The sequence below is a fragment of the Brevibacterium sp. 91QC2O2 genome, from assembly GCF_024580695.1.
Classification (GTDB): Bacteria; Actinomycetota; Actinomycetes; order Actinomycetales; family Brevibacteriaceae; genus Brevibacterium; species Brevibacterium moorei.
This window is the reverse complement of sequence record NZ_JANIJY010000002.1, coordinates 1-15,422: the sequence shown is the minus strand read 5'-3', so window position 1 is coordinate 15,422 and position 15,422 is coordinate 1. Positions and strand designations below refer to the sequence as shown.

Sequence of the window (15,422 nt, the reverse complement as noted above, 5' to 3'; positions counted from 1 at the left end):
AGGTGAAGGGCCGCGGCTTAGAAGGGTGGGAGGTCGGTTTCGTATTCGGTTTGGTGGTCGATCGGTGGGGTGGTGTGGCGCCAGGGGTCGGTGATGATTTGGGTGCGGGTGCGGTGGTGGGCCCAGGGGACTGAATCGCCCCGGGTTTTGTAGAGGGTCCTTTTCTTGGTTTCCTAAGCGGCCGTGGACTCCGTCCCGGTCTCGGTGATCCATTCAGAATGGACCTCGACAGGCGGCCGGTAGTCAATCGCCGAATGCAATCGCGTCTGGTTGTACCAGGCCACCCACTTCGACGTCTCCGCCATCACCTCGATCAACCCTGACCACACCCTCCGGTCGATCAGCTCTACCTTGTAGACCGAGTTCAGCGCCTCGGCCATAGCGTTGTCGTATGAGTCCCCGCGTGACCCCACCGACGCCACGACCTCGGACTGCGCCAGAGTCTCGCCATAGCGAACCGACCGGAACTGCACCCCGCGATCCGAGTGGTGGACAAGCCCGGAGACATCTTCGCCGGCCCGGTATTTCGCAGCCAAAGCCATCGTGAGTGCGTCCCTGGCCAAGGACTCCCGCATATGGTTCGTCACCTGCCAGCCGACGATCTCCCTGTGGAAGACATCAAGGATGAACGTCGTGTACACCCACCCAGCAGACGTCGGAACATAGGTGATGTCAGCGACCCACAAACAATTCGGGGCCGCTGCAACGAACTCACGTTCAACAAGATCATCCGGACATTCCTCAGCACGTGCCGAGGCCGTCTTCGGACGCTTCCGCCTCCGCCGGACCCCGTCGATGCCCAACCGGCGCATCAACCGTTCCACCGTGCAGCGGGCCACCGGCCCGAACTGGTCGGCGTACTCGCGGTTGATCGCCTTCCACATCTTCCGCACCCCGTAACAGGAATAGTTCGCCTCATAGACATCCTGAATCACGACCACCAGTGCGTGGTCCCGACGGGCTCTAGCCGATGGTTGACGCTTCTTGTAGGCGTAATACGAGCTCACAGCAATCCGTGCCACAGTCCCTTTCAGGGCGCGCACGATTGGCTCGACTCCGAACTCGCAGCGATTGTCGTCGATGAAGGCGACGATCACCTCGATGGGCGGTCGAGCTCCGCTGCGAAGAAAGCCGAGGCCCTCTTCAGAATCTCGTTGGCCCGCTTCGCTTCAGCCAACTCAGCCCGCAGCCGGCGGTTCTCCGCTTCCAAGTCGACCGACTCGGCCGGGGTGGCCTTGCCGGAGTCTTTGTGTTTACGCACCCAGACTCGCAGGGTTTCTTTGCTCAGCCCGAGTTCGTTGGCAACGCGGGCGATGGCTCCGTTGGCCGTTGCGGGATCGGCCCGGGCATGGATGACGAGCTCGACGGCGCGAGCCTTGAGTTCGTCGGTGTATTTCACTGGCACGAGAGAATCTCCTTCTTCCAATCTCCCTGCCTCTATTATTCCCGGGGCGATTCAGTAGGTCGCAGGTTTCAGCCGGCCGAGTGCACCCGGGAGCTGTGCACCAGGCCCATTTTGCCTGCAATGTGGTGCGCAGGGCTGTGGGGATGGAGTAGGACTTGGCCTGTTCGTCGAGGACGACCCCGGTTGCCGGGTCGGTCAGGAGGCGGCGCAGTGAAGGTGCCAGCGAGGCCAGATGGCAGGCGATGTCGGCGGGGATGGGAGCCTTTCCTGCGAGCTGTCCGGGCAGCGTTCCATCACCGGAAACCGTGAGGAAGGGGATCGTGGTGGAGACCTGGGCTTGAGAGGCCAGCCAGGAGTCGTTGCGCGGGATGGTCACGGTGACGTGGCGGGTAGCGTCGGCCCGGTGAGTGGGGGCGGAGTCGCCGGAATCGTTCGTGGTGCGCGAATCCGGGGTGTCGCCTGCGGGTGTTTCCGAGGGTGTTGTCGTGGCAACTTCCGTCACCGTGATGTCCAGGCTGTGCGGAGTGTTGACGAGGATGTCGAACATGAGTTGGCCGAGGTTCCGGTCATCCGTGATGGTGTGGGAATCCGCTTCTTCGAGGAGGACGGGATCACCCGTGCGGATAAGCCGCGCGAAGGCCCTGAGACGTGCCTCCAGGGCGGTGAGGGTGTGGATGGGTCCGGTGAGTTCGAGGAGGCCGAGTCCATTGCCCAGGTCGGTGAGGTGAACACCGCGTTCTTCGAAGGCGTGTTCTGCGGAGTGTTCGGGGGTTTTGAGCAGTGTGATGGCGGCTGTGAGGGTGGCGCGGTAGTGGGTGGCGTCTGTGGTGGGTGCGAGCAGGGTGAGTGCTTGGTCGAGGTAGTCGTAGGAGCTGGCTTCGATGTCTTGGGCGCGGGTGGTGGTGTGGTCGTAGAGGTCGAAGGATAGATTCCCGGATTGCATGGCTGTGGTCAGCCGGGGGAGGAGGAATCGGCCTTTGAGGATGCGGGTGGCCAGCGCGCGGGTCTGTCCGCGGGTTTTCCCAAGGGTGGTGGCCAGTTCCATCCAGGTGGTGGCGGGTACGGCGGTGAGTAGGTCTTTGAGGGCTTCGATGATGGCCTGTGGGTTGCGGGCGTTCGGGGCATCATCAGAGTTACCGGCGTGTTCGATTTCCTTCACGGTGGTGCCGGTGGCGGTGAGGAGGTAGTCGATGATGGTGGACCAGCGTCCGGATTGGATGTGTTGGTAGTCGTCTTGTATCGCGCGGAGACTGGGGAGAGTAGACATTCCGAGTCTCCTTTCGCGCATGGGGTGAAGGTGGTGCTCATGGTTGTTTGGGTCCCACTGGATCGACGCTGACTGTGTGGTTCCTTCTGTGCCTATATTCTATTATTCAATTCCTCCTTTGACTAGTGTTTTTCGAAGAAAAGTACTGATATTTCTTTTATCCACAGGATGGTGACGCACGGTCGCATTCGTGCTAGTTTCTGTGGATTAAGTCTGTTTAAATGTGGATAACGTGCATTCCTGCTGCTTGCACAGGGTGCTTACCGTGGGGCTTTGTCCGACATATCGGACAATCGGCATCGCGGGCGAGCCGCCGTGTCAGTGCCGTAAGACACACTTGAAACATGAGAACCTTGGTGACCGATATCGGCGAGCTCGTGACCAACGACCCCGCCCGCCCCGGGATGCTGGGCACGGTGGCCGATGCGGCATTCCTGATAGACGACGGCCGGGTAGCTTGGGTGGGCTCCTCGGCCGATAGGAACCTCGGCGATCAATCCAACCCGGACCTCGGCCCCGCGGACCAGATCGTGTCAGCCCGCGGGGCGGCCGTCATCCCCGGCTTCGTCGACAGCCACAACCATCTGCTGTTCGCCGGCGAACGCTCCGCCGAGTTCGCCGCCAGGATGGCCGGCGAGTCCTACTCCGCGGGCGGGATCGCCACCACCGTTGCCGCGACCCGGGCGGCGAGCGACGCCGAGCTGGAGGCGAACCTGCGGGCCCTGCTGGCCCAGGCCCTGCATTCGGGCACGACGACGGTGGAGATCAAGTCCGGCTACGGGCTCACCGTCGCAGACGAACTGCGGGCACTGCGGATCGCCGCGCGCTACACCTCGGAGGCGACTCTGATGGCGGCCCATGTCCTGCCGCCGGAGTACCGGGATGATCCGGATGCCTATGTCGACCTGGTGATCGAGGAGATGATCCCCGCGGTTGCCGCGCAGGGTCTGGCCCGCTGGGTCGATGTGTTCTGCGAGGAGGGCGCTTTCACAGAAGCGCAGACGGAACGGATCGTGACGGCCGCCGGAGCGGCGGGCCTACTCGCGCGCATCCATGCCAATCAGCTCACTGCCGGTGGGGCGCTGCGCCTGGCCGCGCGGCTGCGATGTGCCAGTGCCGACCATGCGACCTTCGCCTCGGCCGAGGACCTGCGCGCTCTGGCCGCTGCCGGCACCGTGGCGACCCTGCTGCCGGCCATCGAGTTCTCCACTCGGCAGCCATACCCGGACGCGCGCCGGTATTACGCGGCCGGGGTGGACGTGGCGATCGCCAGCGACACCAATCCCGGTTCGGGGTTCTCCAACTCGATCCCGTTCTCCATTGCCCTGGCGGTGCGGGATATGCACTTCACCGTCGAGCAGGCCATCTACGCCGCCACGGCCGGTGGTGCCAAGGCCCTGCGGCGAACCGATGTGGGCGGTATCTTCCCCGGTCAGCGGGCAGATTTCAGTATTCTGGACGCGCCAGGCTACCGTTATCTGGCCTACCGGCCGGGGGTCGCTCAGATCGCCAGGGTCTATCGCGGCGGTGAGCAGGTGGCAGAGAATCCGGCGCCGTATTACTTCGACCGCACTGCCGACCGGCGCGACCGCATAGACCACGCACCGCAGAACCATGAGGAGACCCGATGACCGTTGAACTCGACCCACAGACCCTGACTTTCGCCCAGGTCATCGCCGTCGCCAGACACGATGAGCCCGTGACGCTGCCCGCGCATGTGCGCGAACAGGTCATCGCCGCGCGTCGGAGCGTTGAACGGCTGGCCACCTCGGAAAAGCCGGTCTACGGCGTGTCCACGGGATTCGGCGCGCTGGCCCAGCGGCACATTCCGGCGGAGTCCCGGGCACAGCTGCAGAAGTCGCTCATCCGTTCCCACGCCGCGGGGGTGGGTGAACCCGTGGAGCGCGAGGTCGTGCGCGCCCTCATGCTGCTGCGTGCGCGGACCCTGGCAACCGGCCGGACCGGGGTGAAGCCGGAGACCCTGGACGCCTATATCGCCCTGCTCAATGCCGGCATCACGCCGTGGGTCCACGAATTCGGCTCCCTGGGCTGCTCGGGCGATCTGGCGCCACTGTCCGCCTGTGCCCTGGTGGTGATGGGGGAGGGACTGGTCCACGACCCTGCAGTCGCCGCAGGCGCTGCACCCCGCGCGGTGGACGCCGCCGAGGTCCTGACAGCCGCCGGCATCACGCCGGTCGCGCTGGAGGAGAAAGAGGGACTGGCGCTGGTCAACGGCACCGACGGAATGCTGGGCCAGCTCATCATGGCTCTGTTCGACCTCGAGAAACTGCTGAGCACGGCCGATCTGTCCGCAGCCATGAGCGTGGAGTCCCAGTTGGGTACGGATACGGTGTTCCAGCCCGAACTGCACTATCCGCTGCGCCCCTTCGACGGGCAGGCACTGTCGGCTGCGAATATGGCGACGGCACTGCGGGGCTCGGCGATCGTGGCCGGGCACAAGGACTCGACCCATCTGGTGCAGGATGCCTACTCCCTGCGCTGCACCCCGCAGGTCACCGGTGCGGCCCGCGACGCCCTGGCCTATGCGGCGAACGTGGCTGCCCGTGAACTGCGGGCGGCTATCGACAATCCGGTGGTGTTGGACAGCGGAATGGTGTCGAGCAACGGCAACTTCCACGGCGCCCCGCTGGCGCACGCCATGGACTTCCTGGCGATCGTCGTGGCGGATGCGGCCTCGATCGCGGAACGTCGCACTGACCGGGCGATGGATCCCGCCCGCAATCAGGGGCTGCACGCCTTCCTGGCCGATGATCCCGGAGTGGACTCCGGTCTGATGATCGCGCACTACACGCAGGCGGCACTGGTATCGGAGACCAAGCGCCTGGCGGCACCTGCCAGCGTGGACTCGATTCCCTCGTCGGCGATGCAGGAGGACCACGTGTCCATGGGCTGGCACGCCGCCCGGAAGCTGCGCAAGGCCGTCGATAATCTGACCTCCGTGTTGGGGATCGAGCTCTACGCCGCAGCGCGGGCGACCGAGTTGCGCGATGCCGCGCCCGCGCCGGTGACCGGGGCGGTTATTGCGGGGCTGCGCGAACTGGTCCCCGGCTGCGGGCCGGACCGGTTCATGAGTCCGGAGTTGGCCGCGACGATCGAGTATGTGCGTTCCGGGAGCGCGCTGACCGCGGCCGAGGCGGCTACCGGCCCGGCGCGGGCCGGCGTGTCTGCAGACGGTGCGGGGGAGCAGTTCGGCGTGGCCGGCGGAAGTACAGCCGGTGGGCTGGGACACACCCTGACCGATACAGACGGAACGGTGCTCAGCGGCGTGGGGGCGCACACGGTATGAAGCTGTGGTTCGAACGGGCCTACCTCGCCGGCGCGGCGGGAGCGACCGTCGGTCGGGAGGACGGCGGTCTTTCCGGCGTCGCGGTGACGGTCGGCGCAGACGGCCGTGTCGCCTCGGTCGCGGTGGATGTCGCCGAACCGAGTGATCCTGCGGTGCGGTGTTATGCCGGCCTGGCCCTGCCGGGAGCGCAGAATGCGCATTCGCATGCCTTCCACCGCCTGCTGCGCGGGCGCACGCACGGTGACGGCGGCTCGTTCTGGACCTGGCGGGACGTGATGTACCGGGCGGCCGCACAGCTGACGCCAGAGAACTACTTCGACCTGGCGTGCGCTGTGTTCGCCGAGATGGTGGCGGCGGGCTACACCGCGGTGGGCGAATTCCACTATGTGCACCACCGGCCCAATGGAACCCCCTACCCGGATCACGATATGGAGCTGGCCCTGGCGCGGGCCGCAGCCGCCGTCGGGATCCGGCTGACCCTGTTGGATACCTGCTATCTGGCAGGCGGGATCGCCCCGGACGGAACGTATCTACCGCTGGGTGGTGAGCAGGCCAGGTTCTCCGATGGCTCGATCGAGGGATTCCTGGACCGGCACTCCCGACTGGCGCTCGCCCTGGACTCCCTGGCCAGGTCCCAGCCGGCGGTTGGCCAACTGGTCACTCTGGGCGCCGCTATCCATTCGGTGCGGGCCGTTCCACGTGAAACGCTGCCCGCATTCAGGGAGCTGCCCGGTCCGCTGCACGTGCACCTGTCCGAACAGCCTGCGGAGAACGAGGCATGCCAAAGTGCCCACGGCATGAGCCCCACCGAACTGCTGGCCGAGGCCGGTCTGCTGTCCCCGCGTCTGTCCGCCGTGCACGCCACACATCTGAGCGCCCACGACATTGAACTGCTGTCCGGCGCCGGGGTGCACATCGTCATGTGCCCCACCACGGAGGCGGACCTGGCCGATGGCATCGGACCCGCCCACGCCCTGGCTCATGCCGGCGCTGTAGTGGCTCTGGGCTCGGACCAGCATGTGGTGCTGGATCCGCTGTTGGAGGCCCGCGGCTTGGAGGCCGGGGAGCGCCTGGCCTCGGGGCAGCGCGGTTGCTTCTCACCCGAAGAACTCGTGGCCGCGCTGAGCGAGGGCGGTGCCGGGTCCCTGCGGCCGGGCGCCGTTGCCGATGACGCGCTGGTGGACGCGACCCCTGGCGTCGTAGCCACGACCTCGGGCCTTGTACCCGGTGGGTCGGGGTTCGCGCCCGGTGCGCTTGCGGACTATTTAGTGCTCGATACCGGGTCGGTGCGGACAATCGGCTCACTGGGCGTGCAGGCCGTGCTGGCTGCGACCTCGGCCGATGTGAGGCATGTGTTGGTGGGCGGCCGGGAAGTGGCCAGGGACGGCGAGCACATCGGGCTGGGCTCGGTCGCCGAGCTGTATCGCGAGGCGCTCGCGCACTTCGAGCTGTAAGCGGAAGCAGATCATTGGGTCGTTTGTCTCAGATGTGGCTGTTTGGGCGCGTCAGAGTGCTTGCGTGTAACGGGCGTGAAAAGGCGGGCGCATAGAGTGGCGCCATGACCTCGGACTCGCCGGCGCTGCGCCGTGCCATTGCGATCCTGCGCCACCTGGCCTCCGGCAACCGGCCGATCAGCGCAGGCGCGCTGAGTCGCAGCCTCGACATCCCGCGCTCCTCGACCTATGAACTGTTGGCCGTGCTGGACGAACAGGGGCTCGTCGCCAAGGCCGAAACGGGCTACATGCTGGGCGCGGGCGTCGCGGAATTGGGCAGTGCGTACTCGCGGGCGAACCCCCTGCAACGACTGGCCCAGCCGATGCTGGTGAAACTGGCGGAGGCGACCTCCGGGACCGCGCAGCTGGCCGTGTTGCGCGGCTGGGAGACGATCTACATCGCCAAGGAACAGGCGGTCAGTTCCGTCGCGATCATCACCGCGACCGGGGTGCGGATGCCGGCCTACCTGACGGCCACGGGCCGGGCCATGATGGCCGGGCTGTCCAGGCGCGAGGTCCTGGCCCTGTTGTCGGGCGAATCCTCCTTCGTCAACCGCACGGGTGTGGGCCCGCGCAATGTCCGCGAGCTCAATGCAGAGCTGGCGGCATCGCGGACCCGCGGGTTCGCCCTGGAACGCGGGGAGATCACGCCGGGGGTGGTGACGGTGGCGGCCGCGGTGCTCGACGCCGTGGACCGTCCGGTGGCCGCAGTGGGCCTGAGTGTGCAGGAACGGGACGTGCAGGACCTCGGCGCCGGGCAGGGGCGAGATGTGCGGAAACCGGGCGGCGGCCTCGGCCCGGGAGCGGCGGAGGAGGCTCTGGAATCCCTGGGCACGCGGGTACAGGATGTGGCCCGCCGGCTCAGCCGCCGGCTGCGCTAGGGGATGGGCTCACATCTGTAGGCCTACATGTGTGGGTAGGCTTCCGGAAAGAACCCCACGCCCCGGGAATCGTCCGCACACCCCGCTCCTGTCCGAAATACCGGACGCAATATGGTCCAGGGCACCTGCCTGCCATCAACCGAGCGGGCACGATGGAGGGCAGGAGAAGAAGCCGCCGCCACCTCGGCGCACAGCGGCCCCAACGCGAAGGAGCCCGCCATGGCCCAGCCCGACCCGAAGACCTATACCCGCCACGATCCCAGCCGCACCGTGCGTGCGCCGCGCGGCACGCAGATCACCGCCAAGTCCTGGCAGACCGAAGCGCCCAAGCGCATGCTGATGAACAACCTCGACCCCGAGGTCGCCGAACGTCCCGAGGACCTGGTCGTCTACGGCGGCACCGGGCGGGCGGCCCGATCCTGGGAGGCCTTCGACGCGATCGTGCGCACCCTCGACGATCTGGAGGATGACGAGACCCTGCTCGTGCAGTCCGGCAAACCCGTGGGTGTGCTCAGGACGCACGAGTGGGCGCCGCGCGTGCTCATCGCCAACTCGAACCTGGTGGGCGACTGGGCGAACTGGGAACACTTCCGCGAGCTGGAGGCAGAGGGCCTCATGATGTACGGCCAGATGACCGCCGGGTCCTGGATCTACATCGCCACGCAGGGCATCCTGCAGGGCACCTTCGAAACCTTCGCCGAGGTCGCCCGCAAGCGCTTCGACGGCACCCTGGCCGGCACCCTGACCGTGACCGCCGGCTGTGGCGGAATGGGCGGGGCACAGCCGCTGGCCGTGACCCTCAACGGCGGTGCGGTGCTCATCGTCGACGTCGACAAGACGCGCCTGGACCGGCGTGCCGACAAGCGCTACCTGGACGAGGTCTGCACGGACCTCGACGATGCGCTGGCACGCGTGCTGACGGCCAAGGCCGAGAAGCGCGCACTGTCCGTCGGCCTGGTCGGCAACGCCGCCGAGGTCCTGCCCGAACTGCTCGAACGCGGCGTGGCCGTCGACATCGTGACCGACCAGACCAGCGCCCACGACCCACTGTCCTACCTGCCGCTGGGCGTGTCGCTGGAGGACTGGGCGGCCGAAGCCGAAGAGGACGCGGAGAAATTCACCCTGCGCTCGCAGGAGTCCATGGCCAAGCACGTGGCCGCGATGGTGGGCTTCATGGACCGTGGAGCCGAGGTCTTCGACTACGGCAATTCGATCCGCGACGAAGCGCGCAAGGCCGGCTTCGACCGCGCTTTCGCCTTCCCCGGCTTCGTTCCCGCCTATATCCGCCCGCTGTTCTGCGAGGGCAACGGGCCGTTCCGCTGGGTCGCGCTGTCCGGTGATCCGGCGGATATCAAGGTCACCGACGACGCCCTGCGCGAGCTGTTCCCCGAACACGAACACCTGCACCGCTGGTTGGACGCGGCCGAGGAGTACGTCGAGTTCGAGGGCCTGCCCGCCCGCATCTGCTGGCTGGGCTACCGCGAGCGTGCCAAGGCCGCGGTGAAGTTCAACGAGCTGGTGGCTGAGGGCAAAGTGAGTGCCCCCATCGTGATCGGCCGCGACCACCTGGACTCCGGTTCGGTGGCCAGCCCCTACCGGGAGACCGAGGGGATGGCCGATGGCACCGATGCGGTGGCCGACTGGCCGCTGCTCAACGCGCTGGTGAACACGTCCTCGGGAGCGACCTGGGTGTCGATCCACCACGGTGGCGGCGTGGGCATGGGCCGGTCGGTCCACGCCGGCCAGGTGTCCGTGGCCGACGGTACCGAGCTGGCGGCCAAGAAGTTGGAGCGCCTGCTGACGAACGATCCGGGCATGGGCGTGCTGCGCCATGTGGACGCGGGCTACGAACGAGCCGAGGAAGTCGCGGCCGAACGCCAGATCCGCGTACCGATGGACCCGGACCTGGACAAGCGCTCGACCCTGGATTGAGAGGGTCTCCTGGGGCCAGGACCCCTATGGCACCCTGGTCACAGGACGAATGAGGAGCTGGGATTATGCGCATCGCGGTGATCGGCGCCGGCATCGGCGGTTTGGTGGCGGCGGCCGGCTTGCAGCGTCAGGGCCACGAGGTCCACGTCTTCGAACGCCGGGCCGAACCCGGCGCTGTGGGTGCGGGCATCACGTTGGGTGGCAATGCCTTCGCAGCCCTCGACGACATCGGGTTGGGCGATGTGGTCAGAGGAGTTAGCGGATCGGCACTGGGCAGTATGCGCTCGGGCCAGCGACAACCGTCGGGCCGCTGGCTGGTCTCCCTGCCCCCGTCCGAGACCTCACCCATGCGCAGTATGCACCGGGTCGAACTGCACCACGCGCTGCTGGCCGAACTGGCCGCCGGCAGCGTCCACGCGGGCAGTCGCGCGCAGGTGGCGCCGGACGGCGAACCCGAAATCGAAGTGACCGTTGGTGTGGAGAGTCCAGAATGCCCGGGCAACCCGGCAGCAGACACCACGCGCCGGGAGCGTTTCGACCTGGTGATCGCCGCCGACGGACTGCGCAGTGCGGCCCGGAGTGCCTGGGGACTGGATCCCGGAGTGCGCTTCGCCGGATACACGGCCTGGCGCGGGGTCACGGAATCCGCCCGGCACCTGGCCGACGAGGTCGGGGAGACCTGGGGCCGCGGCGCCCGGTTCGGAATCGTCCGGCTGCCCGACGACCGGGTCTACTGGTTCGCCGCACTCTCGACTCCCGCCGGCGCGGTGTTCGCCGATGACCGCGCGGCCGCCCGCGACATCTTCGGCGGCTGGCACGAGCCGATCGCCGAGCTGATCGAGGCGACCCCGCGCGCCGCGATCCTGCGCCACGACATCTACGACCTGGCGCGGTTCCCTCATTCCTTCGCCATACGCCGCGGCGTGCTGCTGGGCGATGCCGCGCACGCCATGACCCCGGACCTAGGACAGGGCGCCGGCCAGGCGATCGAGGACGCCGCGACCCTGGTGCTCCTGCTGAGCGAGTCCTCGGCCGGGGCTGTGGAGGGTACGGACCTGGACGCCGTGGTGCAGCGGTACTCGCGGCTGCGCCGGGCCCGGACCCGGCCACTGTGGCGCGGTTCGCGCGCCATGGGCCGGATCGCCCAAGCCCGCGGGTCAATCGTCTCCCGGGTGCGCGACGCCGCACTGCGCAGCATCCCCGGTCCGCTCGTGGCCCGTGCTGCCGCGACCGTCGGAACCCCCGGCTGGCCCCGGCCCTGAGGGGCAGACCGTTTGTGTGGGCCACGATCTAAGCTCCCTTGCTTGTGAAAGTGTTTCGTCGCTTTGACAAGCCAGGATCGCTTTAGTGGCGTGGCAATGAGTGTCATCAGGCTGATGGAATCTCCCATTGACAATGTGTGAGATCGGTATCACACTTGAGTGGACTGATAACGATCTCACACTAGAGCAATAGAACAAACCGGGGGACTCATGGCAAAGACGGTTCAAGGTCGAGGCGTAGTCGGCATGCAAGAGACAGTCGTTGATGACGTGGCAGAGGTGGCCAGTGGTGAGACTTTGGCGACGGTCAGGACTTTCGTGGCACAGGCGGTGCGCCCCACCACGAAAGTCATCTACCTGCTGGGGTGCGGTGGTTCGCACTACATGTTCGGCGTTTTGAAGTATCTGTTGGCAGCCTCCCCTATTCCCGCGGTCGATCTGAATTCCGCGGAGTTCACCGCAACTCCGCCCGCGGCGCTGGGAGCGGATTCCATCGTCATCGCCTCGTCCACCCACGGGACGACTATGGAGACGGCAGAGGCGATCACGGTAGCCAGGAAGGCAGGTGCTCCCGTCTTGTTGGTATCGCAGACCAGGGACAATCCCTGTGGGGAAGCCGCGGAGTACATCGTCAACCATAATGGCGTCGAGGCCAAGCAAGTACTGCTGACAGTGTTGGCTCACGAACTTTTGATGGCGCAGGATGCGGTGCCAGACGGCGTTCCATCCGCACAGGATCTGGTGGGGATCGGCGAAGTGTTCCCCGAATCGAACCGAGTGTGGGATGAAAAGCTCAACGATGTCGCTGCAGCGATCGCACAGGCGCCAGTCACATTCATTGCGGGCTCCGGTCCTAACGACGGTGCTGCCGATACCCTCGCCGCCTGCTACCTGATGGAGATGCAGAACCTGGTCGCCGTCGCATCGGGCGCTAACGACTTCCTGCACGGAACCCATGAGATGGTGGCAGAACCGACAAACATCATTGTATTCCTCGGTGAGGACGGTTCCCGGAGCGTCGCCCAGCGGACGGCGGATTTCGGGAACCGGTTCAGTGATAACTGCCATGTGCTTGACACCGAAGTGCTGCCGATGACCGGGGTGGATCCGAAATACCGTGGCACTGTGTCGGCGATCCTCTTCGCTAGCTCGATTATCGCTCTGCTGGCCAAGCACGTTGAGGCGAAGACCAATGAGCCGTTGATTAGCCGAAAGTACATGTGGAAGGTCGAGTACTGATGCCAATCGCGGTCGTCGGGGACAACATCGTGGATGTGCTCTCCGGTGTTGGTACGGATACCCTCGCATCGGTGGGCGGAAACTGCCTGAACGTGGCAGTCAACCTGCATCGGCTGGGTGCCCGGGTCGAGTACTTCGGCAGTGTCGGTGACGATCCGGCAGGCGTCGCGTTGATCGCACAACTGGATGCCGAAGGTCTGGACACCGACAGAATGGTCAGGATATCGGGGACGGCCACAGGCTTCGCGACTATCTACCACGTGGAGGGGGACCGGCGTTTCGGAGCCTTCGACCGCGGGGCGAGTGAGGCCCCGCTGGCACCCGAGCAATGGTCCGCTCTGTCTGGAGCACGGCTCATCCATACGAGCTATTCCTCCGCGTTGGAACCTCAGGCCGAACAACTGGCATCCATCGCTCCGGTGTCATTCGACTTCGATGAACACTTCGACGACGCTTATGTCGATTCGCTGATCCCTTTCGTCAGCCATGCCTTCTTTTCGGCCGCAGCTAGGGAAGATGACGAGATCCGCGCCTATGCGAGGCGTCTGTTGCAGATAGGGGTACAGACGGTCACGGTAACCCGCGCCGAACGTAGTGCCATGCACTTTTGCGCCGCAGGCGAGTGGCACCAGCCCAGCCTGCCCATTGAAACCGTTGACACCCTGGGAGCTGGAGATGCATTCATCGCGGGAATGATCGCCGGCATAGTCAGCGGCGCTGACCCCCAGAGTACTTTGATCCGAGCGGCCGAGATCGCTGCCCGGACCTGTTTGGAACCGGGGTCGGTCGGCCTCTTCATCGATCCTGACCTGATCGGGGAGACAGAAAATCTCACAAGGGACCACGAATCTCACATTGAATAGGGAAGTGATTGATATGAATCGTCTGATCGCATTCGTCGCCATTGCCTGCGTCGGTCTGCTGACAGCCTGTGGTGGAGGAGACGCCGGGGGCTCGGAGCAAGGGGGCTCCGGCAGCGCGCCCGCAACCGTCGCCAAAGACGACGCGGTTGCAGGCAAAGTCCCCGAGAAGTTCAAAGGCGGAGTCAATGTCGCGGTGTATAGCGACTGGGCTCCAGAGGAATATGTGGAGAACGGGGAATTCAAGGGCTGGTCGGTGGAACTGGCCAAAATCTGGTCTCAGAAGATGGGTACGGCTTTCAAACTCAACGCCAGCGGTTTCGACTCCATCGTCCCCGGTATGGAGAACGGGCGCTATGATATGGCGGTCGCCAGTCTAGGCGTGACGGATGAACGCATCAAGACGCTCGACTTCGTCCCCATGCAGAAGGAGGGCACCTCATTTGCCTGGGCGAAGACGAAGCCGGACAACAAGGTGACCAAGGTTGAAGAGGCTTGCGGGAAATCGGTCGCAGTGCTGACCGGCGCCTGGGAATATGACTACCTCACGAAGAATATGAAGAAGCTGTGTGCATCGTCTCCGATGGACATTCAACAGTTCAAAGATCAGCCATCTGCCGAGCTGGCGGTCACCTCCGGTCGTGTCGACCTGGTTGCTGCAGGCTCCGGCAAGTTGGGTTACGCTGCTCAGCAGTCCGGTAGCCTGGACGTGGGCGACTTCATCGTCAATGCCGTGTACAACGGTGTGGGCGTGCCCAAGGGCAGCGAACTGGGTCCGGTACTACGCGCCGCCATGCAATCTGCGATCGACGACGGCAGCTATGAGAAGTTGCGCCGGTCCTACGGAGCCTCGGAAGCAGGCGACTTGAAGAAGGCCGTCCTGTTGACGGAAGACCAGCCGAACGGGTGAGGTGCCATGTCGTCTACAACATCGTCTCGCGACCGCAACCCACAGACCCCGGCCCCGGGCCACCATCGTTTGGCCGATGACCAGACTCACGTCCATCACCTGAAACATCCCTGGTGGTGGGTCGGCGGAGTCGTAGTCATCGCCCTAATCGCAGCGTTCATCCACCTGTTGGTGACGAACCGGAACCTGAAGTGGAACGTCGTCGGCGAATACCTCTTCAACGGGGAAATCCTGCACGGTCTTTGGGTGACCATCGAACTCACCGTACTCGCGATGATCATCGGCCTGGCGTTGGGAATCGTCCTGGCTATTATGCGACTGAGCCGCAACCCGCTGTTTTCCTCGGTCGCCTGGATCTGGATTTGGTTCTTCCGGGGCGTCCCGCCTCTGGTGCAGATGATCTTCTGGTTCAACCTGGCGACATTGATTCCCGTACTCAAACTGGGCATTCCATATACCGGGATCACCTGGGCGCAATGGGATATGAATCAGGTGATGACGTCGTTCGCTGCGGCTATTCTAGGCCTGGCTTTCACTGAAAGTGCCTATGCTGCTGAGATGATTCGTGCTGGCATAATGGCGGTGCCACATGGCCAGGTGGAAGCCGCCTCTGCATTGGGCATCAGGTCGTCGAAGATCATGCGGACGATCATCCTTCCGCAGGCCTTGCGGATCGTTATCCCGCCGATCGGCAATGATCTGATCTCCATGCTCAAGTTCACCTCTTTGGTTAGTGTCCTAGCCTCGATTTTTCACGGGTTGGGGTTTGTGCTTGATCGCGGCGTCGTTGTCTCATGTTGTAGGTGATTGTACTGTTCGGGTGTGATGTGCCTGCGCGTGTCGCCGCGGTGGTCGGGCCGTTCCAT

Annotated in this window: 13 protein-coding genes; 10 read left to right on the top strand and 3 right to left on the bottom strand. The window is 65.2% G+C overall.

The genetic code is table 11. The features are described 5' to 3' along the window. Positions 1–173: 173 nt before the first annotated feature. The 3 genes from NQ036_RS02185 to NQ036_RS15765 are packed head-to-tail and all read right to left on the bottom strand — an operon-like array spanning position 174 to position 2,672. Positions 174–1,043 carry an IS3 family transposase gene (locus NQ036_RS02185; protein WP_257057095.1) on the bottom strand — a complete coding sequence of 290 codons (870 nt, stop codon included), beginning with the start codon at positions 1,041–1,043 and terminating at the stop codon, positions 174–176. 50 nt (positions 1,044–1,093) lie between these two features. Continuing rightward, entirely contained in the window at positions 1,094–1,354 is a 261-nt protein-coding gene (locus tag NQ036_RS02180; protein WP_257057093.1) for a transposase, read from the bottom strand. Then, positions 1,254–2,672, bottom strand: a complete 1,419-nt coding sequence (locus tag NQ036_RS15765; RefSeq protein WP_257057103.1) for a hypothetical protein — start codon at positions 2,670–2,672, stop codon at positions 1,254–1,256. The genes NQ036_RS02180 and NQ036_RS15765 overlap by 101 nt, the downstream gene beginning before the upstream one ends. Before the next feature lie 344 nt (positions 2,673–3,016). Between NQ036_RS15765 and hutI the strand changes: the two genes are divergently transcribed. From hutI to NQ036_RS02125, 10 genes are all read left to right on the top strand, one after another. After that, entirely contained in the window at positions 3,017–4,303 is a 1,287-nt protein-coding gene (gene hutI, locus NQ036_RS02170; RefSeq protein WP_257056923.1) for an imidazolonepropionase, read from the top strand. Beyond that, complete coding sequence (gene hutH / locus NQ036_RS02165; protein WP_257056921.1) at positions 4,300–5,979, top strand: histidine ammonia-lyase; 1,680 nt, start codon at positions 4,300–4,302, stop codon at positions 5,977–5,979. The genes hutI and hutH overlap by 4 nt, the downstream gene beginning before the upstream one ends. Further along, positions 5,976–7,433 carry a formimidoylglutamate deiminase gene (locus NQ036_RS02160; RefSeq protein WP_257056920.1) on the top strand — a complete coding sequence of 486 codons (1,458 nt, stop codon included), beginning with the start codon at positions 5,976–5,978 and terminating at the stop codon, positions 7,431–7,433. The genes hutH and NQ036_RS02160 overlap by 4 nt, the downstream gene beginning before the upstream one ends. A 104-nt stretch (positions 7,434–7,537) precedes the next feature. Continuing rightward, positions 7,538–8,353 (top strand): IclR family transcriptional regulator, encoded by an 816-nt coding sequence (locus NQ036_RS02155; protein ID WP_257056919.1) that lies wholly within the window; start codon positions 7,538–7,540, stop codon positions 8,351–8,353. Between the two features lie 219 nt (positions 8,354–8,572). Beyond that, a complete protein-coding gene (gene hutU / locus NQ036_RS02150; protein ID WP_257048973.1) occupies positions 8,573–10,285 on the top strand; it encodes a urocanate hydratase in 1,713 nt (570 codons plus the stop codon). A 65-nt stretch (positions 10,286–10,350) separates the two neighbouring features. After that, positions 10,351–11,547 (top strand): FAD-dependent monooxygenase, encoded by a 1,197-nt coding sequence (locus tag NQ036_RS02145; protein WP_257056918.1) that lies wholly within the window; start codon positions 10,351–10,353, stop codon positions 11,545–11,547. 246 nt (positions 11,548–11,793) lie between these two features. Further along, on the top strand, positions 11,794–12,786 hold the full coding sequence (locus NQ036_RS02140) for an SIS domain-containing protein (protein WP_257056917.1): 993 nt from the start codon (positions 11,794–11,796) through the stop codon (positions 12,784–12,786). Continuing rightward, on the top strand, positions 12,786–13,649 hold the full coding sequence (locus NQ036_RS02135) for a PfkB family carbohydrate kinase (protein ID WP_257056915.1): 864 nt from the start codon (positions 12,786–12,788) through the stop codon (positions 13,647–13,649). Before NQ036_RS02140 ends, NQ036_RS02135 begins: the two co-directional genes overlap by 1 nt. Before the next feature lie 13 nt (positions 13,650–13,662). Beyond that, positions 13,663–14,556, top strand: coding sequence for a transporter substrate-binding domain-containing protein (locus NQ036_RS02130; RefSeq protein ID WP_257057091.1), 894 nt, complete (start codon positions 13,663–13,665; stop codon positions 14,554–14,556). A 6-nt stretch (positions 14,557–14,562) separates the two neighbouring features. Then, on the top strand, positions 14,563–15,363 hold the full coding sequence (locus tag NQ036_RS02125) for an amino acid ABC transporter permease (RefSeq protein WP_257056913.1): 801 nt from the start codon (positions 14,563–14,565) through the stop codon (positions 15,361–15,363). Positions 15,364–15,422: the final 59 nt, after the last annotated feature.

What these genes read in the sequence shown, in the direction of transcription:
- hutH (WP_257056921.1), top strand. Translation starts at nt 4,300, where the DNA reads ATGACCGTTGAACTCGACCCACAGACCCTGACTTTCGCCCAGGTCATC.
- NQ036_RS02140 (WP_257056917.1), top strand. Translation starts at nt 11,794, where the DNA reads ATGCAAGAGACAGTCGTTGATGACGTGGCAGAGGTGGCCAGTGGTGAG.
- NQ036_RS02160 (WP_257056920.1), top strand. Translation starts at nt 5,976, where the DNA reads ATGAAGCTGTGGTTCGAACGGGCCTACCTCGCCGGCGCGGCGGGAGCG.
- NQ036_RS02125 (WP_257056913.1), top strand. Translation starts at nt 14,563, where the DNA reads ATGTCGTCTACAACATCGTCTCGCGACCGCAACCCACAGACCCCGGCC.
- NQ036_RS15765 (WP_257057103.1), bottom strand. Translation starts at nt 2,672, where the DNA reads ATGTCTACTCTCCCCAGTCTCCGCGCGATACAAGACGACTACCAACAC.
- hutI (WP_257056923.1), top strand. Translation starts at nt 3,017, where the DNA reads ATGAGAACCTTGGTGACCGATATCGGCGAGCTCGTGACCAACGACCCC.
- NQ036_RS02145 (WP_257056918.1), top strand. Translation starts at nt 10,351, where the DNA reads ATGCGCATCGCGGTGATCGGCGCCGGCATCGGCGGTTTGGTGGCGGCG.
- NQ036_RS02155 (WP_257056919.1), top strand. Translation starts at nt 7,538, where the DNA reads ATGACCTCGGACTCGCCGGCGCTGCGCCGTGCCATTGCGATCCTGCGC.
- NQ036_RS02135 (WP_257056915.1), top strand. Translation starts at nt 12,786, where the DNA reads ATGCCAATCGCGGTCGTCGGGGACAACATCGTGGATGTGCTCTCCGGT.
- NQ036_RS02130 (WP_257057091.1), top strand. Translation starts at nt 13,663, where the DNA reads ATGAATCGTCTGATCGCATTCGTCGCCATTGCCTGCGTCGGTCTGCTG.
- hutU (WP_257048973.1), top strand. Translation starts at nt 8,573, where the DNA reads ATGGCCCAGCCCGACCCGAAGACCTATACCCGCCACGATCCCAGCCGC.